The sequence below is a fragment of the Streptomyces sp. AC550_RSS872 genome, assembly GCF_019049285.1.
GTDB lineage: Bacteria > Actinomycetota > Actinomycetes > Streptomycetales > Streptomycetaceae > Streptomyces.
Window position 1 is genome coordinate 1 of sequence record NZ_JAGMUL010000023.1, and the last position, 23,538, is coordinate 23,538.

Below are 23,538 nucleotides of genomic sequence, written 5' to 3' on the forward strand. Positions count from 1 at the left end.
CCATCACCGGCGAGACCGACGCCGCCTTCAGCACCGGCGAGAAGTACGCCACCGCCCTCACCGACAGCGCCGGTAAGGTCGTGGCACCCGCGCTGAAAGCGGGCGAGGACACCGGCGAGTTCGTGGTCCGCGCCACCGTCGTCGGCCGTGCCGTCGCCGGCCTCGACTACACGGCCACCGTCACCGAACGCGCCGCCGACACCCTGACCCGCACCAGCGACACCGCGCTGACCTGCACTCCGGGCGGCGAGTTCGCCGACCAGGTCGAGGTGAAGGCGACGTACAAGGACGCCGTGGCGGACAAGGTCGCGGCCACCGCCACGCTCATCAAGTCGGCGGACGACCCGGCCGAGAACGACAAGGGTCCCTACTTCAAGGACGCCGACGGCAAGACCGTACGCACCCTGACCGGCCTGACCACGGACGCCAACGGGCTGCTCAAGCTGCCGAAGCTGTACGCCGACGACACCACGGGCACGTTCCTGCTCCGCATCAACACCGCGGGCGGCGCGACCCTGACCGTCGAACTGAAGGTCGCGGCGGCCGAGACCTCGCCCGGCCCGACCCCGTCGGAGTCGGCATCCGGGTCGGCGAGCCCGACCGCTTAGGGCCCCGCGGGATCCGAACGAGGGGCGCCCTTCCGTCACGGCGGACAGGGCGCCCCTCGTCCATGTGCGCAACCTGTTCTCATCTCGCCCGCCCGTTGCTACGGTGCCGAATCTGACGAAGTATCAGATGTCATGGCTCCGGGATCCCGGGAGGCCCGTATGCGCGCCCTCATCGCCGCCGCGACCGGTCTCGCCGTCGCGCTCGTCCTGGTGTTCACCATCACTGCGCTCGGCAGCCCGGCCGGCGAGACGTCCCCCAAGCCGCTGCTCACCACGGTGCCCGCACACCCGTAACCGCCCGTCCGACCGTCTGCCCGCCCGGGAGGGAGGCCGAGATGCGCCGCAAGGCCGGCCTGATCCTGCTCGCCCTCGCCGTGTTCTTCGCGGCGCTGTCCCCGCTGCTGCGCTGGTACGCCTTCCCGCGCCTGGCCAAGATCCCGGCGAACCAGTACCAGGACATGGTCCTGGAGGCGAAGGGCGCGACCCTCCTCGACTACGGCACGATGCAGGCCCGCAAGGTCCCCAAGGTCACCATCGTGCAGACCCTGAAGGGCAACGTGGAGGAGTCGGAGAAGATCGAGAAGACGGCCGGGCGGGACGTGGTCGTCTGGGACGGCCTGTCGTACGTCGTCGGCCCCGACGGCAAGATGGTCTCCAAGATCCCCGAGCGCTACATCTTCGACGCCCACACCCAGGAACCCGTCCACGCCACCGGCGAGATGGTCGACGGCGACCCGGTCAAGCGGCAGGGCATCGAGTTCAAGTGGCCCTTCCTGACGGAGAAACGGGACTACGAGTACTACGACGCCCAGGCACGCGTCACCGCCCCCATCCACTACAAGGGGACACAGAACTTCCGCGGCGTCGACGTCTACTACTTCGAGCAGACCATCCCATGGACCAAGGTCACGTTCCCCAGGACCATGCCGGTGGAGGGCATCACCCCGGAGTCGGTCGCCAAGACCGGCACGACCCGCTGGTACACCACCGTCCGCAAGTTCTGGGTGGAACCCCTCACCGGCGCCCCCGTCTACGGCGAGGAGATCCACAAGGAGGAACTGCGCGGCGGCACCCTGCTCGGCGGCCGGGACAAGGTCACGGCGTTCGCCGGCCACGTGAAGATGCGCGAGGACTACATCGACTCCACGGTGGACCTGGTCAAGTCCAACCGCACGCTGGTCCTGCTGCTGACCTCGTACCTCCCGTGGGGCTTCCTGGTCCTCGGCCTGCTGCTCCTGGCGCTCTCCCTCTGGCTGGAGGCACGCGGCCGCCGACCCGGCGATCCCGAACCCACCAAGGACAGCGAGCCCGAACCGGTCACCGCCTGAGCCGGGCGTTGGTGTGCCGGGTCGGCTCGGCACCGGCCGGGTCCTCGGGCCAGGGATGCTTCGGATAGCGACCGCGCAGCTCCGCCCGTACGCCCTTGTAGCCGTCCTTCCAGAAGGAGGCGAGGTCGGCGGTGACGGCGGCGGGGCGCCCGGCGGGGGAGAGCAGATGGACGAGGAGCGGCACCCCGGCGACGGACGGCGACTCGTGCAGCCCGAACATCTCCTGCAACTTCACGGCGAGCACGGGCTGTTCGGGATCCCCGTAGTCGATCCGGATCCTGGACCCACTCGGCACGGCGATGCGCTCGGGCGCCAGCTCGTCGAGCCGCCCGGCCTCACCGGACGCCCACGGCAACAGCCGGGTCAGCGCCTGCTCCGCGTCGATCCGCGCGAGGTCGGCCCGGCGACGGGCCCGCCCCAGCTCGGGCTCCAGCCACTCGTCCACGCGCGCGTGCAGCGCGTCGTCGGACACGTCGGGCCAGGGATCGCCGAGGTGCAGACGGAGAAAGGCGAGCCGCTGCCGCAGTACGCCGGCATCGGGCGACCAGCGCAACAGGCCCAGCCCTTCCTGCCGCAGCCCTTCGAGGAGCGCATCGCGTACGCGTACGGGGTCGGCGTCCCGCAAGGGCCGCGCCGCCAGCTCGATCGCCCCGAGCCGCTCGACCCGCCGGGCGACGACGTCCCCGTCGGCCCAGTGGACCTCCTGGCTCTCGCCGTACAGCGAGGCCGCCGCCGACCGCGCCATGTCCTCGTCCACCACGGCGGCGAGCTGCACGCGCGCGTGCCCCTTGCCGACCGGACGGTCCGCGACGGCCACGGCCAGCCACGGAGCACCGCGCAGGGGGCTGCCGTCGGCGAGTTCGGCGCGGGTGCCGGAGGCCATGAGGTAGGAACCGCCGTCGGCCTTGGCGACGCGCTCGGGGAAGGCGAGGGCGGCGACGAGGCCCACGGTGCGATCGTCCACGTCACCGGACGGGGCGCTCTCGCCGCCCGACCGCAGCCGCCGCACCTCCGCCCGCCAGCGGCCCGCATACGCGTCATCGCCCCGCCGAGCCGCCCGCAGCGCGGCGGCCAGGTCGTCGCCGTACTCCCGCGGAGCCTCCTCGCTCAGCAGCGCGACCACCTCGGCACCGCCCGCTCCGGACGTGTCCAGCAGCGCCCGCCCCAACCGGGGGTGCAACCCCAGCCGGGCCAGGTCGGCGCCCCGAGCCGTGGCCCGCCCCTCGGAGTCCACCGCCCCGACGGCCGTCAGTACGCTCCTCGCCGCGGCCATCGCCCCGCCCGGCGGCGCATCCAGCAGGGCCAGCCCCGACGCGTCCGGATCGCCCCAGCACGCCGCCTGCAACGCGAACGCCGTCAGGTCGGCCACCTTGATCTCCGGCGACGGGAAACGCGGCAGACGCGCGTCCTCGGCCTCCGCCCAGCACCGGTACACCGCTCCCGGCGCCTCACGCCCGGCCCGCCCCGCCCGCTGCCGCCCGGCCGCCTGCGAGGCCCGTACCGTCGTCAGCGCGCTCAGCCCACGCGCATGGTCGACGCGGGGCTCCCGCGCCAGCCCGGAGTCGACGACCACCCGCACCCCGGGGACCGTCAGCGACGACTCCGCCACGGACGTCGCCAGCACCACCCGGCGCCGCTCCCCGCCGGCCAGCACCGCGTCCTGCACGGCCGCCGACGCCCGCCCGTGCACCTGCAACACCTCGACGTCCCCGAGACCCCCCAGCTGCCCGGCCACGCGCGCGATCTCGCCGACGCCCGGCAGGAAACACAGCACGTCCCCCGCCCGCTCGGCCAGCGCCCGCCGCACCACCGACGCCACATGCGTCAGCAGCGCCGGATCGACGCGCATCCCGTGCGGCGGCCGTACGGGACGCGCCGGCGGCGCCCACACCACCTCCACGGGATGCGAGGTGCCCTCGGCCTCGACCACCGGCGCGTCACCCAGCAGCCGCGCCCACCCCTGCGCGTCCGTCGTCGCCGACGCGGCCACCAGCCGCAGCTCCGGCCGCAGCGTCTGCCGTACGTCCCACAGGAACGCCGCCACCGTGTCCGCGTCCAGATGCCGCTCGTGGCACTCGTCGAGGATCACGGCGTCGACGCCCGCGAGCTCCTGGTCGCGCTGCAACCGCTGGAGCAGCACACCGGTCGTGACGACCTCCACGCGCGCGCGGCGCCCGACGACCCGTTCCCCGCGCACGGTGTAGCCGACGCTCTCGCCGACCTTCTCGCCCAGCAGCCACGCCATCCGCCGCGCGGCCGCCCGGGCGGCGATCCGCCGGGGCTCGGCGACCACGACCCGCCGCGCGGGCCCGTCACCCAGCAGCCCCGCCAGCGCCGGCGGCACCAGGGTGGTCTTGCCGGTTCCGGGCGGCGCGACGAGCACCGCCGTGCCGTGCGCGTCCAGGGCATCGGTCAGACGGGGCAGGGCGCCGCGTACGGGCAGCGCGTCCAGGGCGTCGTAACGGATCACGCTCTCAGTCTCGTACGCACACGAAGATCGCCGTCCCCGGGATCAGGTTCCCGCGCAGCGGCGACCAGCCGCCCCACTCCGAGGTGTTCCAGGCCGGCCACTCCGGCTCGACCAGGTCCACCAGCCGGAAGCCGGCCGCCACGACGTCCCGCACCCGGTCGCCGACCGTGCGGTGATGCTCGACGTAGACCGCGCGGCCCTCCCCGTTCTCGATGTACTGCTCGACGTACGGCGTGCGGTCGAAGTACGAGGCCGAGACGGACAGGCCCTCCGGGCCCGGCTCGTCCGGGAACGCCCAGCGGATGGGGTGGGTGACGGAGAAGACGAAACGGCCGCCGGGGCGCAGCACCCGCCGCACCTCCCGCAGCACCAGCACCGGGTCGGCGACGAACGGCAGCGCGCCGTACGCCGAGCACGCCAGGTCGAAGGAGGCGTCGGCGAAGGGCAGGGCACCGGCGTCGGCGCACACCAGAGGGAACGCGCTCCCGATGCGCAGGGCGTGCTGGAGCTGGCGGTGGGAGATGTCCAGGGCGACCGGACGGGCCCCCTGCGCGGTCAGCCAGCGCGAGCACTGGGCCGCGCCGGCGCCGATCTCCAGGACATCCTTCCCCTTGAGGTCCTCCGGCGGGCCGAGCAGCTCGGCCTCAACCTCGTCCAGGCCTTCGGGCCCCCATACGAAGCGGTCGTCGCCGAGGAATGTGCCGTGTTCGATCTGGTACTCGTCCGCGTTGCGGTCCCACCAGCCCCGGTTGGCGCGGGAACTCTCCGCGACACCGGCGTCGCGCCGGGTGGCCTCCGGATCGAAATCCGACTCGGACGATGCGGGCTCTTGGATGATCGGCTCCCTCGTCGTACTCTTCCGTCACCTCGATGGCATCACCCACATGGCGGTGTCACGAAACGGACGCCTTGTGGCCTGCGTGGCCTCAGGAGACAGGTTTTCTGCCGGGTATGGGGCGATCCGCCCCGGGTGTGCGCCTTCGCGCATTGACCCTGTCCGGCTGCCCCCGTATGCTACAAGTTGCGCTGCGGGCCTGCGCACCTCAGACGTAGCAGGCTGCGCTCGCATCTGTTGTATGTCCCCTCGGTTGTCGAGGCGCCACCACGGATTTCGTGGGGTGCTTCCTAGGCTGTCCGGCTTCTTCAGAGCGATACGGGCTCCCGGCGTAGCAGTACCTACGACTTCAATGTCCGTACCGGAGCCCTTTCCCACATGACGAGCAGCACCGAGACCACCGCCACCACCCCGCAGGTAGCGGTCAACGACATCGGTAACGAGGAAGCCTTCCTCGCCGCGATCGACGAGACGATCAAGTACTTCAACGACGGCGACATCGTCGACGGCGTCATCGTGAAGGTCGACCGGGACGAGGTCCTGCTCGACATCGGTTACAAGACCGAAGGCGTTATCCCGAGCCGCGAACTCTCCATCAAGCACGACGTCGACCCCAACGAGGTCGTCGCCGTCGGTGACGAGATCGAGGCCCTTGTTCTCCAGAAGGAGGACAAGGAAGGCCGCCTGATCCTCTCGAAGAAGCGCGCCCAGTACGAGCGTGCCTGGGGCACCATCGAGAAGATCAAGGAAGAGGACGGGATCGTCACCGGTACCGTCATCGAGGTCGTCAAGGGTGGTCTCATCCTCGACATCGGCCTCCGTGGCTTCCTCCCGGCCTCCCTCGTCGAGATGCGCCGCGTTCGCGACCTCCAGCCCTACGTGGGCAAGGAGCTCGAGGCCAAGATCATCGAGCTGGACAAGAACCGCAACAACGTGGTCCTGTCCCGCCGTGCCTGGCTGGAGCAGACCCAGTCCGAGGTCCGCCAGACGTTCCTCACGACCCTCCAGAAGGGTCAGGTCCGTTCCGGCGTCGTCTCCTCGATCGTCAACTTCGGTGCCTTCGTGGACCTGGGTGGCGTCGACGGTCTGGTCCACGTCTCCGAGCTCTCCTGGAAGCACATCGACCACCCGTCCGAGGTTGTCGAGGTCGGCCAGGAAGTCACCGTCGAGGTCCTCGACGTCGACATGGACCGCGAGCGTGTCTCCCTGTCGCTGAAGGCGACGCAGGAAGACCCGTGGCAGCAGTTCGCCCGGACCCACCAGATCGGCCAGGTCGTGCCCGGCAAGGTCACGAAGCTGGTTCCGTTCGGTGCGTTCGTCCGCGTGGACGAGGGCATCGAGGGTCTGGTCCACATCTCCGAGCTGGCCGAGCGCCACGTGGAGATCCCGGAGCAGGTCGTCCAGGTCAACGACGAGATCTTCGTCAAGGTCATCGACATCGACCTCGAGCGCCGTCGCATCAGCCTCTCGCTGAAGCAGGCCAACGAGGCCTTCGGTGCCGACCCGTCGACGGTCGAGTTCGACCCGACCCTGTACGGCATGGCCGCGTCCTACGACGACCAGGGCAACTACATCTACCCCGAGGGCTTCGACCCCGAGACCAACGACTGGCTCGAGGGCTACGAGACCCAGCGCGAGGCGTGGGAGCACCAGTACGCCGAGGCGCAGCAGCGCTTCGAGCAGCACCAGCAGCAGGTCATCAAGAGCCGCGAGGCCGACGCTGCCGCTGCCGCCGAGGGTGGCGACGCCGCGGGTGCGGCTCCGGCCGCGGGTGGCGGTTCGTACTCCTCCGAGGGTGCGGACACCTCCGGTGCGCTGGCTTCGGACGAGGCGCTTGCCGCGCTGCGTGAGAAGCTTGCGGGTGGCCAGAGCTGAACGCCGGCCGCTGAGGCTTAGCCGGTAACTGAGGGGCCGTACCTTTCGAGGTACGGCCCCTCAGCGTTGCCCGGGCTTGTTTTTCGGCTGCGGGTGGGTGGGGGCTTGTCGCGCAGTTCCCCGCGCCCCTGAAGAAGGGGCGTTGCCCATCCGGCGTGATCATGGAGCCCTCCTGTGGGAATGCCGCCGCCCGTAAGGGCGTTGTGACGTACGGACACGAGGAGGAGCGGTCACTGTGCTTGATCCGCAGGGTTTGTACGCGTGGGAGCCGAAGGGGCTGGCTGTCGTCGACATGGCGCTCGCCCAGGAGTCGGCCGGTCTTGTCATGCTCTACCACTTCGACGGATACATCGACGCGGGTGAGACCGGCGACCAGATCGTCGACGGACTCCTGGACTCGCTGCCCCACCAGGTCGTCGCCCGCTTCGACCACGACCGGCTGGTGGACTACCGTGCCCGTCGGCCGCTGCTGACGTTCAAGCGCGACCGCTGGGCCGACTATGACGTGCCGGGCATAGAGGTACGGCTCGTGCAGGACGCCACCGGGGCGCCGTTCCTGCTGCTGTCCGGGCCCGAGCCGGACGTGGAGTGGGAGCGCTTCGCCGCGGCCGTCAAGGAGATCGTGGAGCGGCTCGGGGTGCGCCTTTCGGTGAACTTCCACGGCATCCCCATGGGCGTCCCGCACACCCGCCCGGTCGGCGTCACCCCGCACGGCAATCGCACCGACCTCGTCCCGGGCCACAGCAGCCCCTTCGACGAGGCGCAGGTGCCCGGCAGTGCCGAGGCCCTGGTCGAGTACCGGCTGATGGAGGCCGGGCACGACGTCCTGGGTGTCGCCGCGCACGTCCCGCACTACATCGCCCGTTCCGCGTACCCGGACGCCGCCCTGACCGTCCTGGAGGCCGTCACCGCGGCGACAGGCCTGGTCCTGCCCGGCATCGCGCACTCCCTGCGCACGGAGGCCCACCGCACGCAGAACGAGATCGACCGGCAGATCCGCGAGGGCGACGAGGAGCTCACCAACCTCGTCGAGGGCCTTGAGCACCAGTACGACGCGATGGCGGGTGCCGAGTCCCGGGGCAACATGCTCGCCGAGCCGGTGGACATCCCGTCGGCGGACGAGATCGGGCGGGAGTTCGAGCGGTTCCTGGCGGAGCGGGAGGGCGACAACTGAGGGGCGCGTCGGTCCTGCCGGATGCGCTGTCAGCGGCAGGGCCTAAGCTTCGGGGCATGCTGAAGGTGGGCCTGACCGGGGGCATCGGTGCCGGTAAGAGCGAGGTGTCGCGGCTGCTCGTGGAGCACGGGGCCGTGCTGATCGACGCGGACCGGATCGCCCGCGAGGTCGTCGCGCCCGGTACGGCCGGGCTCGCCGCCGTCGTCGAGGCGTTCGGTGAGGACGTCCTCGCCGCGGACGGCAGCCTCGACCGGCCCAAGCTGGGCTCGATCGTCTTCGCCGACCCCGACCGGCTCGCCGTGCTGAACTCGATCGTGCACCCCCTCGTCGGTGCCCGCTCCCGCGAACTCGAAGAGGCCGCCGCCGAGGACGCCGTCGTCGTGCACGACGTCCCGCTCCTCACGGAGAACGGCCTCGCGCCGCTGTACGACCTCGTGGTCGTCGTCGACGCCGGCCCCGAGACCCAGCTCGACCGTCTCGTCCGGCTGCGCGGCATGACCGAGGAGGACGCACGCGCACGGATGGCCGCGCAGGCGACGCGTGAGCAGCGCCGGGAGATCGCGGACATCGTCATCGACAACGACGTACCGCTGGAAGAGCTCCCAAGACGCGTGAAGGACGTGTGGGACGAGCTCGTGCGCCGAGCCCATGAGGCACCGAGCGCATGAGGCACAGAGCCCATGAGGCACACGGGAGCCGGTGGTCCCGGGCGTCCCAGGAATAGCCGCGGCCCGTTCGCGCGTTGAAGCCCTCCAGCGAGGGAAGGACATTGCCGTGCCCGAGACCAGCGGTTCGACCGGACGTACTCCGGAGACGCATGTCATCGACTACCGCGCCGCCGAGCAGCTGCTCGCCGCGCGGGACCCGCGGGGCGCGGTGAAGCTGCTCGACGAGGTCATCGCCGTGCACCCGGAGAACACCGCCGCCCGGCTGCTGCGCGCCCGTGCCTTCTTCGCCGCCGCGCAACTGCGACCCGCCGAGCTGGAGTTCACCATCGTCCTGGAGCGCGAGCCGGACAACGCGTTCGCGCACTTCGCGCTCGCCCGGACCTATGAGCGACAGGGCCGGGGCGGCCAGGCCAAACGTCACTTCCGGCTGGCCGCCGCGCTCGACCCGAACCCGCAGTACCTCAAGGCGGCCCGGTTCGACGCGTGAGGGGCGGCCGGGCGGGACTTTCGCAGCACGTCCTAGGGGCGGTGGTCCCGGTTCTCGGGTGGGAGATACGGCGGTATGTCGCGTCCGGGCTGGAAGTGCGGGCCCTGGCGGATGTGTCTGAGGACCATGGCCATGTCGATCGTGATCACCAGCCACAGCACCGCACAGGCCGCCGCCCAGCCGGGGCGTCCCACCAGCGCGAACGCGGCGGTACCGAAGACCGTCCAGACCAGGCCCCACACGCACAGCCAGAAGCGGGCGCGCAGTGCACTGCGCGCTGTCGTCGGCTCACTGCCCGTACGCATCGGGATCACCACTCCTTCTTGAAACGTACTCCTCGTACTCTTCGCAGGGGGCCTCGTGCTGCCGGACACCGATGAACTGGCCGAGGTGCTGCTCGACCTCGGAGTACCCCACGAGGACATCAACGGCCTCGTGCGGATGGCCCGACGGGTGACCGACGACCCGGAGCTGCGCCAGGTCCTGGAGCGGTCCGTCGAAGAGCTCGTCCAAGGGATGGGCGAGGTCGGCGGGCCGGTCGACCTGCCCGACCTGGACTGGGCGTCGGGTGCTCTTCAGCGCTGTTTCCCCGTGTACGTCTTCGTCGCCGCGCTGCCGGCCACGCGCGCGTACCACCGCGAGCGCGGCGTCCCCGCCGACGTCACCCGGCACACCCTCGCCGACCTCGGGCGGAACATGGCCGTGTACCGCAGGCGGTACGGCCGGGCGGGTGTGCAGGCCCCGTGGTGGCTCGTCCATCACTTCCGTGGCGAGCTGTACCAGTTGGGGCGGTTGCAGTTCGAGCGGGCGCGGCTCGGGCAGCGGACGGGGCCGCGGCTCGCGGCGGCCGGACTCGACGTGGGCCCGGGGTCGCCCTGCCTCAACCTGCACATCCCCGACTTCCGCGGGCCGCTGTCCCCGGCCGCGGTCGACCGGTCCCTGGCGCTGGCCCGGGAGTTCTTCGCCCTGCGCTTTCCACGGGAGCGGTACCGGGCGGTGCTCTGCCACTCCTGGCTGCTGGACCCGCAGCTCAGGAAGTACCTTCCCGGGGACTCCAACATCGTCCGGTTCCAGGAGCGCTTCGGCATCGCCCGCGAGGACCGGGAGCCGGCCGACACCGAGCCGGTCCAGTTCGTCTTCGGCGACCCGGAGTCGCCGGTCGAGAGCCTGCCGCGCCGTACGGCCGTGGAGCGTGCCGTCGGGGACCATCTGCGGGCGGGCGGGCACTGGTACATCGGGCACGGGTGGCTGCCGTTGGACCCGTTCGACGGGAGTGCGTGAACCCGTTCGACGGGAGTGCGTGAAACCCGTTCGTACGGCGATGAGTTCTGGGGCGATGCCCGGTCTACCTCTGCGACAGCACGACGGACCGCTTCACGAGGAGATCCCCATGTCCGAGACCACCGCCTCCGCTCCCGCCGGCACGACCGCCGCCATCGCCGAGTCCGCGACCCCTCGTGGTCGCCGGGCCCGTATCGCCCTGCGCGGCCTTCAGATAGTGCTCGCTCTCCTCTACGCGGTCGCGAGCGCGCTGCCCAAGCTGATCGCACACCCGTCGGCCGCCGAGAGCTTCGAGGAGATGGGCTGGGGCAGCGCGGGGATGTACGCCATCGGTGTCCTCGAACTGGCCGGTGCCGTCGCCCTGTTGATCCCGGTGCTCCAGTCGGTGGCGGCGGTCGCGCTGAGTGCGCTGATGGTGGGCGCCTTCGTCGTCCAGATGACCTACTTCGACGCCGAGTACGCCATCACACCGCTCATCCTGATCCTGCCGCTCGCCCTCATCGCCTGGGCACGGCGAGGATCGAACGCGGAGCTGCTGCGGTTGGTGCGGCGACGGGACTGACAGTTCTGGCAGTTCTGACAGGACTGACGGTTCTGACGACGGAGTTGAACGGCGCGGTGGCGTCCGGTGGGCCAGGGCCCGGGCCGGACGCCACCGCCGTTCGTCACCCGCCGTTCGTCACCCGCCGTTCGTCACCCGTCGTTTGTCACCCGTCGTTTGTCACCCGCCGTCTGTCACCGCCCGCGCGGCTGTCCGGTGCCGCCGTCCATGAGGCCGCGCAGGCGTTCCATCTCGCGTCGGTCCCGCTTGGTCGGCCGGCCTGTGCCGCGGTCGCGGATGCCGGCCGGGGCGACGGCCTCGCGCGGCGGGGGAGGGGGCGAGTTGTCGACGTAGCACTGGACCGCCACCGGCGCGCCGACCCGTTTGCTGATGAGCCGCTTGACGATGACGATCCGCTCCCGGTTCTCCTGGCGCAGTCGCACCTCGTCGCCGACGCGCACCGAGTGGGAGGGCTTCACGTTGTGCCCGTTCACGCGCACGTGGCCGCCCTTGCAGGCGGTGGCGCCCATGGAGCGGGTCTTGACCAGGCGCACGGACCAGATCCAGCTGTCGATCCGTACGCTCTCGCCGCTGCGCGCACCGGCGGCCTCGGCGGCGGCCACGGCCGCGGCGACCTGCGGGTCGACGGCCGGTTCCGTGTCGGCCGCGCCGGGCTGCCCCTCCGCCGTGCCGCCGCTCGTCCCCTTGTCGTCCTCGTCATCCTCGGAAGCCATGCCTCGACCTTAGCCCGCGGAGGGGGCCGCGACGGCCGTACCGGCGGGAGTGTGATTACGGTGGAAACGTGGACGCCCTCACTGACCTCGACCGGCGGATCGCGGGCTGTCGGGCCTGCCCGCGTCTGGTCGACTGGCGTGAGGAGGTGGCCCGCACCAAGCGCGCCGCCTTCGCCGACCAGACGTACTGGGGCCGCCCGGTTCCCGGCTTCGGCCCGCCGGACGCCCGGCTGCTGATCGTCGGGCTCGCTCCGGCGGCCCATGGCGGCAACCGGACCGGCCGGATGTTCACCGGGGACCGCTCCGGGGACGTGCTGTACCAGGCGCTGTACGACGTGGGCCTCGCCTCGCAGCCCACGTCGGTCGCCCTCGACGACGGTCTGGAGCTGTACGGCGTACGTGTCACGGCCCCGGTGCACTGCGCTCCGCCCGCGAACAAGCCCACGCCCGGTGAGCGGGAGACCTGCCGGTCCTGGCTCGTGCGGGAGTTGGGGCTGTTGCGGCCGACGCTGCGGGCGATGGTGGTGCTGGGGGCCTTCGGCTGGCAGGCGACGCTGCCGGCGCTGGCGGAGGCGGGGTGGAGTGTGCCCCGGCCGCGGCCGGCGTTCGCGCACGGGGCGCGGGTCGCGCTGGACGGCGTCGGCGGCCTGGACGGGCTCGACCTCTTCGGATGCTTCCACGTCAGCCAGCGCAACACTTTCACCGGCAGGCTCACGCCGGAGATGCTGCGGGAGGTGCTGAGCACGGCGGCGCGGGCGGCCGCTGTCCCGTGAGGCGACTGAACGAGGCCGGCCGGCGGGCCAAATGAGGCGACCGGACGGCCGTGCGGGCGTTACGGTGCCCGAATGCCTCTCTACCCGGAGATCGAACCGTACGACCACGGCATGCTCGACGTCGGTGACGGCAACCGCGTCTACTGGGAGACCTGCGGCAACCCGCGTGGCAAGCCGGCGGTGGTGCTGCACGGTGGGCCGGGGTCCGGAAGCAACCCCTGGTTCCGGCGGCTGTTCGACCCCACCGCCTACCGGATCGTGCTGCTCGACCAGCGCGGATGCGGACGTTCGACGCCGCACGCGAGCGTGTACGAGACGGACATGAGCGTCAATACGACGGCACATCTGATGGCCGATCTGGAGCTGCTGCGGCGGCATCTCGGGATCGAGCGGTGGCTGGTGTGGGGTGTGTCGTGGGGCTCGGTGCTGGGGTTGCGGTACGCGCAGACGCATCCCGGAGTCGTGTCCGAGCTCGTCCTCACGGGCGTGGCCACCGGTTCCGACGCCGAGGTCGCCCTGCTGACCCGGGGGCTCGGGCAGTTCTTCCCGGAGGCCTTCGAGCGGTTCGCCGCCGAGGTTCCGGAGGCCGAGCGGGCGGGGAACCTCGCCGCCGCGTACAGCCGGCTGATCGAGTCGCCGGACCCTCAGGCGAGGGCTCGGGCGGCGCGTGCGTGGACCGACTGGGAGACGGCCATGGCCGCCGCACCGCCGCGTTCCGTCCCGCGCTACGAGGATCCTGTGTTCCGCATGGGCTTCGCCCGTACCGTGACGCACTACTGGGGCAACGGCCATTTCCTCGGCGAGGGCCATGACGAGGGCCGTGAGGAGAGCCGTGAGGAGAGCCATGAGGAGGGCGTCGTCCTGCGGGACGCGCACCTCCTCAAAGGCATCCCGGGCACCCTCGTCCAGGGCAGCCTCGACCCCGGCAACCTGCTCGGGGGCGTCTGGCGTCTGCACCACGCCTGGCCGGGCAGCGAGCTGATCGTCATCGACGACGTGGGGCACAACGCCGGGGCACCGGACATGGCGGAAGCGCTGGTGGCGGCGACGGACAGGTACGCGGGCCGCCAGCCGGCTCAGACCTGACGCCGGCCGGGCTCCTCCCCGAACAGCTGCCGCATCGTCGACCGGTAGTTGGTCTGCACGTGGGCCAGCGCGTGCGACCGGGCCCGTGCCGGGTCGCCGGAGGCGATGGCCTCGTACAACTCCCGGTGTTCCACGAGGAGTTGGGGCCACTCCTCGTTCCGCCGGGTCATCCAGCGCAGGCGCCCGGCGACCGGTTCCAGGGCCTCGATCAGCAGCGTGTTGCGCGCCATGGCCACGATCCGGTCGTGCAGTCGGCTGTTGACGTCCGTGATCACCTCCGCGTCCCCCGCCTCGGTCGCGCCGGCCGCCTGGTCGAGGAGTCGCTCGACCTCGGCCAGGTCCTCCGGTGTCGCCCGTGACGCGGCGAGCCCGGCCGCGTACACCTCCAGCGCCTCGCGCAGTTCGAAGAGCTCCTTGACGTCGGCCGGGGTCAGCCGGCGTACGACCGTACGGCGTGCCGACTCGAAGTGGACGAAACCCTCGACGACCAGGGCCCGGATCGCCTCGCGGACCGGCACGCGCGAGACCCCGAGGCGCTCGGCCAGCTCCCGCTCGACGAGCCGGTCTCCGGGGCGCAGGCGCCCCGCGATGATGTCCTGCCGCAGGGTCGCCAGGACGCGTTCCCGTACCGCGCCGATGGGTTCGATCTTCGTCGTGAAGCTCATGGGGCCATTTTGGCCGACCGGGGGTGTGTTTTACGGAGCGTTAACAAGAGCGACATCGGTCGGAATGGTTGACGAGAGGACCATGTCCGCAGTTTGGTATACCAAACATCCTCCACAAGCAGTCCTCCGTCCCCTGGCTCCTGGAGGCCCCGTGTCCCTCGCCGACCGTGCCGAAGCCACCGGTACAACCGCGTTCGTCCCTGATCCCAGGCTCACCAACGAAGACCTCGCGCCCGCGGGCAAGCGCAACTGGAAGGTCTTCGATCTCTTCGCCCTGTGGATGTCCGACGTCCACAACCTTGGCAACTACACGTTCGCGGCCGGTCTACTGGTCCTCGGCATGAACGTGTGGCAGGTCTTCACATCCCTGCTCGTCGGCTTCGTGCTCATCTACGTCGGCATGAACTGGATGGGGAAGATCGGCCAGCGCCACGGCGTTCCGTTCCCCGTCGTCAGCCGCATCAGCTTCGGCGTCTGGGGCGCCAACATCCCGGCGCTGATCAGGGCCGTGATCGCCATCATGTGGTACGGCATCCAGACCTACCTGGCCTCGGTCGCCGTGAACGTGATGCTGCTGGCGGCCTGGCCGGGTCTGGAATCCTGGACGCACAGCTCCTTCCTGGGTCTGCACGCGCTCGGCTGGGTCTCCTTCCTCTCCCTCTGGCTCATCCAGGCGTTGATCATCAGCCAGGGCATGGAGTCGGTGCGGAAGTTCCAGGATTTCTGCGGTCCGGCGATCTGGGTGGTGATGATCGCTCTGGCGGTCTGGATCCTCGCCAAGGCCGGCTGGACGATCTCGCTCACCAGCACCCCGCACCCGGTCTCCGTCGGCGAGCAGTGGCGGCAGTGGTTCGGCGCGATCGGCCTGATCCTCGCCACCTACGGCACGCTGATGCTCAACTTCTGCGATTTCTCCCGCTTCGCGCCGGACTACCGGACGGTCCGCAAGGGCAACTTCTGGGGCCTGCCCATCAACTCGACGGCCTTCGTGGTCGTCTCGGTGATCGTCACCGCCGGTTCGCTGGAGGTGTTCGGCGAGGCCATCACGGATCCGGCGGAGCTGGTGGCGAAGGTCGGCAACACCTGGGTCCTGGTGCTGGCCGCCCTGACGTTCGCCATCGCCACCATGGGCGTCAACATCGTCGCCAACTTCGTGTCCCCGGCGTACGACCTGGCCAACGTCTGGCCGCAGAAGATCACCTTCAAGGTCGGCGGCATGATCAGCACGGTGGCGGCGCTCGTCGTCACCCCCTGGAACCTCTTCTCCAACCCGACGGTCGTCAACTACTTCCTGGGCGGCCTGGGCGCCTTCCTGGGCCCGCTGTTCGGCGTGATCATGGTCGACTACTACCTCGTCAAGCGCGGCCGGGTGGACGTCGAGGAGCTGTTCTCCGCCGAGCCCGGATCGCGCTACTACTACCGCAAGGGCGTCAACCCCAAGGCGCTGTGGGCGTTCCTGCCGTCGGCGGGGGTCGCTGCCGTGCTGGCGCTGGTGAAGACGTTCAGCGATGTGTCGCCGTACTCCTGGTTCATCGGAACCGCGATGGCGGCGGGGCTGTATCTGCTGCTGTGCCGCGGTGAGCGCGCCGAGTCCGCCGCCGTGCCCATCACCGAGCCCACCGCCAAGTCCGTGACGCGGGAGGCCTGAAGGACGTGCGGATCGTCGTCACCAACTGCAACACCACGCAGGAGATGACCGAGGAGATCGTACGAGGTGCCCGGGCCGCCGCAGGCCCGGGCACCACCGTGCTCGGACTGACCCCCGCGTGGGGGCCGGAGTCGGCGGAGGGCTGGCTCGACAGCTACCTCTCGGCGGCGGCCGTGATGGACGCGCTGCGGACGTACGAGGGTCCCGAGTACGACGCGGTCGTCATGGCCGGCTTCGGGGAGCACGGGAGAGAGGGCGTACGGGAGCTGGTGGACGTACCGGTCGTCGACATCACCGAGGCCGCCGCGCATCTGGCCTGTCTGCTCGGGCGGCGCTACGGCGTGGTGACCACGCTGGAGCGGTCGTGCGGGCAGATCGAGGACAGCCTGGAGACCGCCGGCGTGGGCCGCAACTGCGTCGCGGTGGTCGGTACGGGGCTCGGCGTGCTGGAACTGGAGGACGGCGAGCGCACGGAGTCCGCGTTTCTGGCGGCCGCCGAACGGGCGCGGGACGCCGGCGCCGAGGTCCTGGTGCTGGGCTGTGCCGGCATGACCGGGTTGCAGCGGGCCGTGGGGGAGAAGCTGGGGGTTCCGGTGGTCGACGGGGTGGGGGCGGCCGTCAAACTCGCCGAGTCGCTGGTGGGGTTGGGGCTGACGACGAGCCGGGCCGGGACCTATGCGAAGCCGTTGCCGAAGCGGCGGGTGTGGGGGGCGCCTCAAGGCTGACCGGTGGCGGTCAGGGGCGCCGGGGAGGGGAGCCAGACGTATCGCACGTCCGGCTCCCGCTCCTCGTTGCCGCTGCCGTCGGTGTGCTCGACGGCGACGAAGCCATGGCGCTCGTAGAAGCGGTGGGCGGGCTTGTTGATCTGGAAGGTCCACAAACTCAGCCCGTCCGGTCTGCGGAGCTTGGCGAGGTCGACGAAACGGTCGCCGATGCCGCGGCCCCGCCGGTCGGGATCGAGGTAGAGCTGGGAGAGCTGGTCGCGGTCGAGGACCATGAGGCCGATGACGCGGTCGGCGGCCTCGGCGACCCAGGTCTCCCTGAGCGGGACCACCACCTCCCTGAAGTAGGCCCGCACCTCGTCGTCGGAGTGCGGCCGGACAACCGTCGGCAGGGCTGCGGCGAAGGACCGCAGCCAGACGTCGGCGGCGGCACCGGCGTCGGACGCGGTGGCGCGGCGGAGTGCGACCGCGGTCATGGCGCAACACTCCTGTCGGCAACCTCGGCAACCTCGGCAACCTCGGCAACCTCGGCAACCTCGGGAACGACGGCCGTGGCCGTGATCTCCACCAACTGCCCCGTGTACCCGAGGCAGGCCACGCCCAGGAGCGTCGACGCGTGGGGACCGGCGCTCAGTCCCGATGCCTCGACGACCTCCCAGACGGCGGACAGCACGGCGGTGTCGCCGCTCACGACGTACACATCGGTCGACAGTACGTGCGCCAAGTCGCTGCCGACCGCCCGAAGTTGCTCCTCCAGGTTGGCGATCACCTGCTCGGCCTGACGCACGGGGTCTCCTTCGCCGACGAGGTTCCCGTCACCGTCCAGCGGCACGGCACCGGCGAGGAAGGCGAGTCTCGTGCCGGCCTCGACGACGGAGGCGTGGGAGTAGGTGGGGGGAGGGAACAGGGCCGGGGAGGTGACTCGCCGGATCATGGGAGCTCCTGGGGGTGCCTGGGACTTCTCGAGTTGTACGGCGGACAGCTCGCCGATCATCCGTGCCTTGGCCCATGCCCGCATCCGAATTTCCTGCTTCCCTTGGTCACTGGCACGGTGCGGGGGCACGACCGCAGGGACTCTCCACCCGCCGGCCACTGTCTCTCGCGACCTGTTCGAAGACGCCGATCTTGTACGCAAGCCCCTCAGGCTCCCCGATGTCACACGACCAGTGGGCCTCGGCCCATTCCTCCTCACCGCGCGCCAACGGGCGCCCGCGCACGGCCAGATGCAACGCCAGAGTCGCTCGCGCATACAGCCGTACGGCATCGCGCTCGTCCGCCATGCGCCGGTACTGCTCGGTCTCCCGCAACTGCAACCGCCCGCCGCCGCTCCCGGCGACGAAAGGAGCGGGACCAACTGCCCCTCGGCGTCGGCCACCAGGAACGTCACCTCACCCTCTTCGCACTCCCGGACCTCGTACCGAGGCAGATACGACAGCCGGGCCAGCCGCACCGCCGAGGCGAGGCCCTGCCGTCGGGCGACGGGATGGACGTGGAGCGACGAGACACGCACCGCGCCCGCGCCCGCACCCACCGGCCAGGTGTCGACGGCGATGGTCCCGACGTGCCCGCCGGCAAGGGGCCCGCTCCCGGTGGGGCTTCCCGGGGAGCGGATCCGGTACCGCCTGCGAAAGTCGTCGTCGTGCCTGTGCTCACGTCCGTCCGGCCCAGCCGGAGTCGCCACCGCTGCTCGCTCGACACGGTGAGCGACTCCGGGTCGACGCATCGGCCGTGGGCACCCTCGGCGAGCGACGCGAGGTCCCAGAGAGCGAACCGCCGTCCCGCCGAAGGTGACGGGACACAACTCGTGGCGGGCCGCGAGACGTTCGTGCACGCGGGCAACTTGATCATCCTTCATTGGCCCGGAGCGTAGGGACGCCGCTGTGTGCCGACGATGTCTGTGGATCTCCTCTCGGACATTTCATCCCGGCCATGGACCACGCTGCTGTTCACGCAGCCGACGTTCGCACTCCTGTGCAAGGTTCGGGTACGCCTCGGAGATGGCCGCGTAGACACGGCGCCGGAGCAACTCCTCGGCTGCGGCACGCCCCGTGCTCCCGTACGACTCACCGAGGATCTCGTGGTGCCGGGTCAGTCGGTGGCGCAGGTAGTCGACCTTCCACCGGTCGAGCGCGGCGGGCTCGGCGCTCTCGACGATGGTTGGCTCCGTCACACGCCCCCACCCGCGCTGCCGCCGGCCCGACGCCCGCTTCTCCTCCTGCCGGTTCCGGTGCTCGACAGCCAGCGCCGCCAGCCTGTCCGGAGCCAGCTGCGGCACATCCATCGGTTCTGCCGCGATCCGCGCCAGCACCTCCCGCCGCCTGCGCGCAGCGGCCGCCCGTGCCGCATCCGATCGCCGCGCGGCGGCCGCCGCAATGGCCCTGAACTCATCGCTGCGCTCAGCGGCCTCGATCCGCTCCATTCGGTAGAGCCGGGTCCGCGGGGCGGACCGGAAGATCGGATGGCCCGTCAGCATGTCGGGGTCACCGAGCAGTTGCCGCACCATGCTCGGAGTCCAGCCCCGGGCCCGAAGCCCGGCTGCCGAGAGGTGCGTGTACCTCGGTTGCGGTTCCTGACCGCCATGGCCCTCGTGATCCTGCTCGTGCGTCGTCATCACTGCTTCCCCCGTCGCCGTAACACTGAGTGACGACTTCATTGATAACGCGCGGCACTGACAATCACCTGGGCGGTCGCCTGTGGCACGACGAATCACCCGCCGGGGAGGAGCGACGCGGCTCCCTGCCTCGCGATCCTGGCGACCGCGACGGAACCCGGCAGTTCCCGCAACCTGGCCCGCGTCTCCGCATCGGTAGAGTAGATCACCGTCCCGATCATGCCCCGGGGCAGCAGTGCCTCTTGAAGACAGGGTCCTTGGACGCCGTACGGTCCGTGATCCACCGGTCGCCACGCCGGGCAAGATCGGGACGATGGGCAGCGTGCTGTCGAGGCGAACCGTACGGAATGGCTCATACGGCCAGTGCGAGTCGCATGCGCGACTCAGGCTCCCGATCCTTCAGAACCCCTCTGACCCGCGGGGGGGGGTGCCTCGATCCGGCGGCCGTGGAGCCCCCGGTGCCGGAAGGTCGATCAGGTCGCTGACATTCGCCACCTCCTGCAAGGTCCGCGCCAGCGACACCAGCGTCTCCCGTACGGCCGCGATCTCGCGGCGCAGGGCATCGGCGTGCTCCCACTCCCGTTCGTAGACCACGGGATCGCGTCCCGCCGGGCGTTGGGACTCGTAGGCGGTGAGACGGGGATGCCACTGGGCGAGCAGGGGGCGCAGCACGCGGTTGAGGACAGTGACCGCCAGGACACCGAAGCTGACGTGGCCGGGAGCGAGGGGAGGGGCGACGTCGGGGCCGTAGCGGCGGAGGATCTCGCGGGTGGTGTTGAAGAAGGTGTAGAGGGAGGACAGGGCCTCGCGCAGGAACCCCTCGTCGGGGTCGAGCTCCTCGACCGACACGCGCGTGACCAGCTCCAGGTACAGCTCCCAGGCCGCGCTGCGCTCCGCGTCGGCCGGTTCCCACATGCCGGATATCTCGCCGACGAAGGGAATCGTCAGCTTGGCCGTGATCTGCGACGGACCGCCCGGTCGGCGTCGCCTGCGCTGCCTGTGTCCCATGATCGCCCTCCCGGGTACCCACAGTAAGGTAAGTCGCCGTGTGGGACGTCTTCCTCAGCTACAGCCGCGGTGATGTGGAGCGGGTCCGTCCGCTCGCGCGGGCGCTGCGCGACGGCGGCCTTGAGGTGTTCACGGACGAGACCGGCGTCGAGTCCTTCGCCGGTATCAGCGCCACCATCCGCCGCGAACTGGGCCGTTCCAAGGCGCTGCTGGCGTTCTACTCCGCGGGCTACCCCGAGCGGGAGGCCTGTCAGTGGGAGCTGACCACCGCGTATCTGGCGGGACTTGAGGAGGGCGACCCGCGGCGCCGGGTCCTGGTGGTCAACCCGGAGCCGGCGACGCGGCACATCCACCCCGTCGAACTGCGCGACGCCCGGCACGCCTCGGCCGATGACTTCGACGTCCTCGTGGCCGACGTACGCGCGCACGTCGCGCGCCTCGACGCCCCCATGACGATCAGCGAACCCGGCGGACGGCGCTGGCGGCTCGGCACCCCCGAGCCGCGCCCCGACTTCCTCGGCCGGCTCTCCGAACTCTGGCAGGTCCACTCCGCCCTGCATGCCCACGCCGCACCGCTCGTCACCGGCCGTGCCGCCGCGCACGCCGTACAGATCCGCGGTATGGCGGGGATCGGCAAGACGCTGCTCGCCCAGGAGTACGCCCTGCGCTTCGCGGCGGCCTACCCCGGCGGCGTGTGCTGGCTGAACGGGGAGACGTACGACGACTCCGTGCGCGCCCTCGGCACGGACGACCTGTTCCGCCACTTCGACGCGATCGGCGAACCGTTCCTCTGGATCGTCGACGGGGTCCCCGCCCACCGCCTCCACGCGCGCGAGATCGCCGCCATGGCCGCACCCCACCCCCTCGGCCACACCCTGTTCACCCTGCGCGGCCGGGCCTACGACGTCCTCGGCACCCCCGTCGACCTGGGACCGCTCGACGTGCCCCACGCGCGTGTGCTCGTCGGTGGCGACGAGGCCCTGGCGGACGCGGTCGACGGCCACCCGCTCGCCCTGGGCCTGCTCGGCCGAGCCGTCCGCGCCGGCCACGACGCCGGCACGCTCTACGACCGGCTGCACGCGCGGGGCAGGTCCCTGCTGGACACCCTCGCCGAGGACGACGTCACCGGCCCCGTCGTCCAGGAGGTGGACACGGCGGAGGCCGCCGACGTCCTGCGCTGCGCCGCTGCCCTGCACCCGCTGCCGCTGACCGCCGACGACACGGCACACGTACTGGCCGTCGCCGACGGCGTCCCCCGGGTCGTCGCCCGCCGACGCGCGGCGAACGGAGTGCGGGAGCTGCGCGCCCGCAGCCTCCTGACCCCGGTGGCCGGGGACCGCTGGTCCCTCCACCCGGTCACCGAACACGCCTGGCACCACCACGACCCGTCCCCCGCCCGCACCGAGGCCCTCCGGCACGCCGCCCTGCGCACCCTGTGCGGCAGCCGCGACCCGGTTACGCTGGCCTTCCCCGGCAGCCGGAGGGAGGCACCCATGGCAGCGCCCAGCGAGTCGGAACGCATGGCCGCCTACGACATCCAGGTCGAGCTGGTCACCCGGATCGGCGTGCAGGAACTCGCGCCGGGAACCGGGAGCCTGCGCGAGGCGTTGACGTCCTTGAAGTCACTGATCGACTTCACTCGGGCGACGCTGCACACGTACAGCGTGAACCTGGAACGCGGCTCGGCGAGCGGCGCGCCGACGGTCCAGCACCTCGCCTACGTCCTGATCAACGAGACGATCCGCCCCTTCACCGGCACCTGGCATCCACTCCTCTCGGCGTATGAGTCCCGATGCCCGGCGGACGTTGCCCCCCTCGACCACGAGGCGGCGTGGCCGCAGGCCGAGGCGATGCGCGCCGAACTCTCCGCGTTGCGGGAGCCGTTGACGCGGATCGTGGCGGGGCTGGGGGACATCTCGGGGGCGGACTTCGGGGTGGCGGCGACGGGATGAGGCACGGGACGTAATTGCGTGGAGTCATGGCGCACGACTCCCTACGCTGCGCCCATGCCGACCCATCCCCACCCCGCTTCGCCCGACCCCGCTTCGCCCGACCCCGCTTCGCCTGGTCCCGCTTCTGCCGACCCAGCCTCCCTCGACCCGGCCTCCTCCGGTCCAGCCTCCTCCGACCCCGTCTTCCTCGACACCACCGCCGACCGCCTCGCCGCCCTCCCCACCGTTCAGGCCGTCGCCCTCGGTGGATCCCGGGCGCAGGGCACCCACGGGCCCGACAGTGACTGGGACCTCGCTGTGTACTACCGCGGTCCCTTCGACCCGGAGGATCTCCGGGCCCTCGGTTGGGAGGGCGAGGTGTCGGAGGTCGGCGGTTGGGGCGGGGGTGTCTTCAACGGGGGAGCGTGGCTGACGATCGAGGGGCGGCGCGTGGACGTGCACTACCGCGATCTCGACGTGGTGGAGCGGGAGTTGGCGGAGGCGAAGGAGGGGCGGTTCCGGGTGGAGCCGTTGCTGTTCCATCTCGCCGGGATTCCCAGCTACTTGGTGGTGGCCGAGTTGGCGGTCAACCGGGTGCTGCGGGGTGAGCTGCCGAGGCCGCCCGCCTACCCCGAGCGGCTGCGTCGTGCCGCGAGCGAGCGCTGGTACGGCACTGCCCGGGCCACCCTCGCGTACGCGCTTGCCAACCATGCTCCGGCAGGCCGCCTCACCGAGGTCGCGGGTGCCCTCGCCACGGCTGCGGCGCAGACCGGGCACGCCGTGCTGGCGGCACGCGGGGAATGGGTGACGAATGAGAAGCGGCTGCTGGAGCGGGCGGGACTGCGGGGTGTCGAAGGCGTCATCGGGGCGCTGGGCACGCGCCGCGAGGGGCTGAGCTCGGCGGTCGCCGAAGCGGAGCGGCTCTTCGAGCACGTCATGGAGCAGGCCGCGTCGTCTCTGGAGGGGTGTGGCCCGGCGAGCGGATCAGCTGGATAATTTGTTCATGTATGGGGCGTTTGCCGGTGAGGTGATGCGTTGCCTGGGGTGATGCGTTGCTGGGGGAGCCGGCCGCTCGGTGGCCCGTGAGGTGCGG

At 71.1% G+C, this 23,538-nt stretch carries 23 protein-coding genes and 2 pseudogenes; 15 read left to right on the top strand and 10 right to left on the bottom strand.

The genetic code is table 11. The features are described 5' to 3' along the window. The 3 genes and pseudogenes from KUM44_RS10540 to KUM44_RS10550 all read left to right on the top strand — a co-directional run. A pseudogene (locus KUM44_RS10540) lies at window positions 1-608 on the top strand (lytic transglycosylase); the annotation flags it as partial. Between the two features lie 159 nt (window positions 609-767). Continuing rightward, complete coding sequence (locus KUM44_RS10545) at window positions 768-902, top strand: SPW_0924 family protein (protein ID WP_107083905.1); 135 nt, start codon at window positions 768-770, stop codon at window positions 900-902. 41 nt (window positions 903-943) lie between these two features. Beyond that, the gene (locus tag KUM44_RS10550; protein ID WP_217207544.1) at window positions 944-1,936 is read left to right on the top strand and encodes a DUF3068 domain-containing protein; all 993 of its coding nucleotides are present in this window, start codon (window positions 944-946) and stop codon (window positions 1,934-1,936) included. Here the strand turns inward: KUM44_RS10550 and hrpB are convergent. Both hrpB and KUM44_RS10560 read right to left on the bottom strand, forming a co-directional pair. Then, window positions 1,926-4,406 carry an ATP-dependent helicase HrpB gene (gene hrpB / locus KUM44_RS10555; RefSeq protein WP_217207546.1) on the bottom strand — a complete coding sequence of 827 codons (2,481 nt, stop codon included), beginning with the start codon at window positions 4,404-4,406 and terminating at the stop codon, window positions 1,926-1,928. The genes KUM44_RS10550 and hrpB overlap by 11 nt on opposite strands. 4 nt (window positions 4,407-4,410) lie before the next feature. Then, entirely contained in the window at window positions 4,411-5,244 is an 834-nt protein-coding gene (locus tag KUM44_RS10560) for a class I SAM-dependent methyltransferase (protein ID WP_217207659.1), read from the bottom strand. 375 nt (window positions 5,245-5,619) lie between these two features. Between KUM44_RS10560 and rpsA the strand changes: the two genes are divergently transcribed. The 4 genes from rpsA to KUM44_RS10580 all read left to right on the top strand — a co-directional run bounded on the left by rpsA (window position 5,620) and on the right by KUM44_RS10580 (window position 9,445). Beyond that, window positions 5,620-7,116 carry a 30S ribosomal protein S1 gene (gene rpsA / locus KUM44_RS10565; protein WP_030052527.1) on the top strand — a complete coding sequence of 499 codons (1,497 nt, stop codon included), beginning with the start codon at window positions 5,620-5,622 and terminating at the stop codon, window positions 7,114-7,116. Window positions 7,117-7,351: 235 nt separating this feature from the next. Next, window positions 7,352-8,290: a PAC2 family protein gene (locus tag KUM44_RS10570; protein ID WP_217207547.1), complete on the top strand. Its 939-nt coding sequence runs from the start codon at window positions 7,352-7,354 to the stop codon at window positions 8,288-8,290. A gap of 56 nt (window positions 8,291-8,346) precedes the next feature. After that, window positions 8,347-8,958 carry a dephospho-CoA kinase gene (gene coaE, locus KUM44_RS10575; RefSeq protein WP_217207548.1) on the top strand — a complete coding sequence of 204 codons (612 nt, stop codon included), beginning with the start codon at window positions 8,347-8,349 and terminating at the stop codon, window positions 8,956-8,958. Between the two features lie 106 nt (window positions 8,959-9,064). Next, window positions 9,065-9,445, top strand: a complete 381-nt coding sequence (locus tag KUM44_RS10580; protein WP_062719100.1) for a tetratricopeptide repeat protein — start codon at window positions 9,065-9,067, stop codon at window positions 9,443-9,445. A gap of 32 nt (window positions 9,446-9,477) precedes the next feature. Here KUM44_RS10580 and KUM44_RS10585 read toward each other — a convergent pair whose 3' ends face one another. Continuing rightward, complete coding sequence (locus KUM44_RS10585; RefSeq protein WP_217207549.1) at window positions 9,478-9,750, bottom strand: DUF6343 family protein; 273 nt, start codon at window positions 9,748-9,750, stop codon at window positions 9,478-9,480. A gap of 55 nt (window positions 9,751-9,805) precedes the next feature. On the opposite strand from KUM44_RS10585, the gene KUM44_RS10590 reads away from it, so the two are divergent. Together KUM44_RS10590 and KUM44_RS10595 are read left to right on the top strand one after the other, a co-directional pair. Then, window positions 9,806-10,726, top strand: a complete 921-nt coding sequence (locus KUM44_RS10590) for an acyltransferase domain-containing protein (RefSeq protein WP_217207550.1) — start codon at window positions 9,806-9,808, stop codon at window positions 10,724-10,726. A gap of 109 nt (window positions 10,727-10,835) precedes the next feature. Next, entirely contained in the window at window positions 10,836-11,288 is a 453-nt protein-coding gene (locus KUM44_RS10595; RefSeq protein ID WP_217207551.1) for a DoxX family protein, read from the top strand. A 173-nt stretch (window positions 11,289-11,461) separates the two neighbouring features. Here the strand turns inward: KUM44_RS10595 and KUM44_RS10600 are convergent, their stop codons facing one another. Next, window positions 11,462-12,001 (bottom strand): RNA-binding S4 domain-containing protein, encoded by a 540-nt coding sequence (locus KUM44_RS10600; protein ID WP_217207552.1) that lies wholly within the window; start codon window positions 11,999-12,001, stop codon window positions 11,462-11,464. Window positions 12,002-12,069: 68 nt separating this feature from the next. On the opposite strand from KUM44_RS10600, the gene KUM44_RS10605 reads away from it, so the two are divergent. Next, on the top strand, window positions 12,070-12,774 hold the full coding sequence (locus KUM44_RS10605) for a uracil-DNA glycosylase (RefSeq protein ID WP_217207553.1): 705 nt from the start codon (window positions 12,070-12,072) through the stop codon (window positions 12,772-12,774). A gap of 72 nt (window positions 12,775-12,846) precedes the next feature. Next, entirely contained in the window at window positions 12,847-13,860 is a 1,014-nt protein-coding gene (gene pip / locus KUM44_RS10610) for a prolyl aminopeptidase (protein ID WP_217207554.1), read from the top strand. Here the strand turns inward: pip and KUM44_RS10615 are convergent. Continuing rightward, window positions 13,851-14,525 carry a GntR family transcriptional regulator gene (locus tag KUM44_RS10615; protein WP_217207555.1) on the bottom strand — a complete coding sequence of 225 codons (675 nt, stop codon included), beginning with the start codon at window positions 14,523-14,525 and terminating at the stop codon, window positions 13,851-13,853. The genes pip and KUM44_RS10615 overlap by 10 nt on opposite strands. A 151-nt stretch (window positions 14,526-14,676) precedes the next feature. Here KUM44_RS10615 and KUM44_RS10620 point away from each other — a divergent pair, with 151 nt between their 5' ends. Further along, complete coding sequence (locus tag KUM44_RS10620; protein WP_217207556.1) at window positions 14,677-16,173, top strand: NCS1 family nucleobase:cation symporter-1; 1,497 nt, start codon at window positions 14,677-14,679, stop codon at window positions 16,171-16,173. A 5-nt stretch (window positions 16,174-16,178) separates the two neighbouring features. Then, complete coding sequence (locus tag KUM44_RS10625) at window positions 16,179-16,898, top strand: aspartate/glutamate racemase family protein (RefSeq protein WP_217207557.1); 720 nt, start codon at window positions 16,179-16,181, stop codon at window positions 16,896-16,898. On the opposite strand, the gene KUM44_RS10630 is transcribed toward KUM44_RS10625, so the two are convergent. From KUM44_RS10630 to KUM44_RS10645, 5 genes and pseudogenes are all read right to left on the bottom strand, one after another. After that, the gene (locus KUM44_RS10630) at window positions 16,889-17,371 is read right to left on the bottom strand and encodes a GNAT family N-acetyltransferase (protein ID WP_217207558.1); all 483 of its coding nucleotides are present in this window, start codon (window positions 17,369-17,371) and stop codon (window positions 16,889-16,891) included. The genes KUM44_RS10625 and KUM44_RS10630 overlap by 10 nt on opposite strands. Beyond that, entirely contained in the window at window positions 17,368-17,913 is a 546-nt protein-coding gene (locus tag KUM44_RS10635; protein WP_254389345.1) for a RidA family protein, read from the bottom strand. Before KUM44_RS10635 ends, KUM44_RS10630 begins: the two co-directional genes overlap by 4 nt. Window positions 17,914-18,813: 900 nt before the next feature. Further along, entirely contained in the window at window positions 18,814-19,398 is a 585-nt protein-coding gene (locus KUM44_RS10640) for a hypothetical protein (RefSeq protein WP_217207559.1), read from the bottom strand. A gap of 203 nt (window positions 19,399-19,601) precedes the next feature. Further along, window positions 19,602-19,816, bottom strand: a pseudogene (locus tag KUM44_RS45300) (hypothetical protein); the annotation flags it as partial. Between the two features lie 89 nt (window positions 19,817-19,905). After that, the gene (locus KUM44_RS10645; RefSeq protein WP_217207560.1) at window positions 19,906-20,514 is read right to left on the bottom strand and encodes a hypothetical protein; all 609 of its coding nucleotides are present in this window, start codon (window positions 20,512-20,514) and stop codon (window positions 19,906-19,908) included. A gap of 38 nt (window positions 20,515-20,552) precedes the next feature. Between KUM44_RS10645 and KUM44_RS10650 the strand changes: the two genes are divergently transcribed. Both KUM44_RS10650 and KUM44_RS10655 read left to right on the top strand, forming a co-directional pair. Next, window positions 20,553-22,466: a toll/interleukin-1 receptor domain-containing protein gene (locus KUM44_RS10650; protein ID WP_217207561.1), complete on the top strand. Its 1,914-nt coding sequence runs from the start codon at window positions 20,553-20,555 to the stop codon at window positions 22,464-22,466. A gap of 54 nt (window positions 22,467-22,520) precedes the next feature. Beyond that, a complete protein-coding gene (locus KUM44_RS10655; protein ID WP_254389346.1) occupies window positions 22,521-23,441 on the top strand; it encodes a nucleotidyltransferase domain-containing protein in 921 nt (306 codons plus the stop codon). Window positions 23,442-23,538: the final 97 nt, after the last annotated feature.

Coding starts and splice junctions, on each gene's coding strand:
- KUM44_RS10545 (WP_107083905.1), top strand. CDS start 768: ATGCGCGCCCTCATCGCCGCCGCGACCGGTCTCGCCGTCGCGCTCGTC.
- KUM44_RS10550 (WP_217207544.1), top strand. CDS start 944: ATGCGCCGCAAGGCCGGCCTGATCCTGCTCGCCCTCGCCGTGTTCTTC.
- rpsA (WP_030052527.1), top strand. CDS start 5,620: ATGACGAGCAGCACCGAGACCACCGCCACCACCCCGCAGGTAGCGGTC.
- coaE (WP_217207548.1), top strand. CDS start 8,347: ATGCTGAAGGTGGGCCTGACCGGGGGCATCGGTGCCGGTAAGAGCGAG.
- KUM44_RS10585 (WP_217207549.1), bottom strand. CDS start 9,750: ATGCGTACGGGCAGTGAGCCGACGACAGCGCGCAGTGCACTGCGCGCC.
- KUM44_RS10595 (WP_217207551.1), top strand. CDS start 10,836: ATGTCCGAGACCACCGCCTCCGCTCCCGCCGGCACGACCGCCGCCATC.
- KUM44_RS10600 (WP_217207552.1), bottom strand. CDS start 12,001: ATGGCTTCCGAGGATGACGAGGACGACAAGGGGACGAGCGGCGGCACG.
- pip (WP_217207554.1), top strand. CDS start 12,847: ATGCCTCTCTACCCGGAGATCGAACCGTACGACCACGGCATGCTCGAC.
- KUM44_RS10615 (WP_217207555.1), bottom strand. CDS start 14,525: ATGAGCTTCACGACGAAGATCGAACCCATCGGCGCGGTACGGGAACGC.
- KUM44_RS10630 (WP_217207558.1), bottom strand. CDS start 17,371: ATGACCGCGGTCGCACTCCGCCGCGCCACCGCGTCCGACGCCGGTGCC.
- KUM44_RS10635 (WP_254389345.1), bottom strand. CDS start 17,913: ATGCGGGCATGGGCCAAGGCACGGATGATCGGCGAGCTGTCCGCCGTA.
- KUM44_RS10640 (WP_217207559.1), bottom strand. CDS start 19,398: ATGGTGCGGCAACTGCTCGGTGACCCCGACATGCTGACGGGCCATCCG.
- KUM44_RS10645 (WP_217207560.1), bottom strand. CDS start 20,514: ATGGGACACAGGCAGCGCAGGCGACGCCGACCGGGCGGTCCGTCGCAG.
- KUM44_RS10655 (WP_254389346.1), top strand. CDS start 22,521: ATGCCGACCCATCCCCACCCCGCTTCGCCCGACCCCGCTTCGCCCGAC.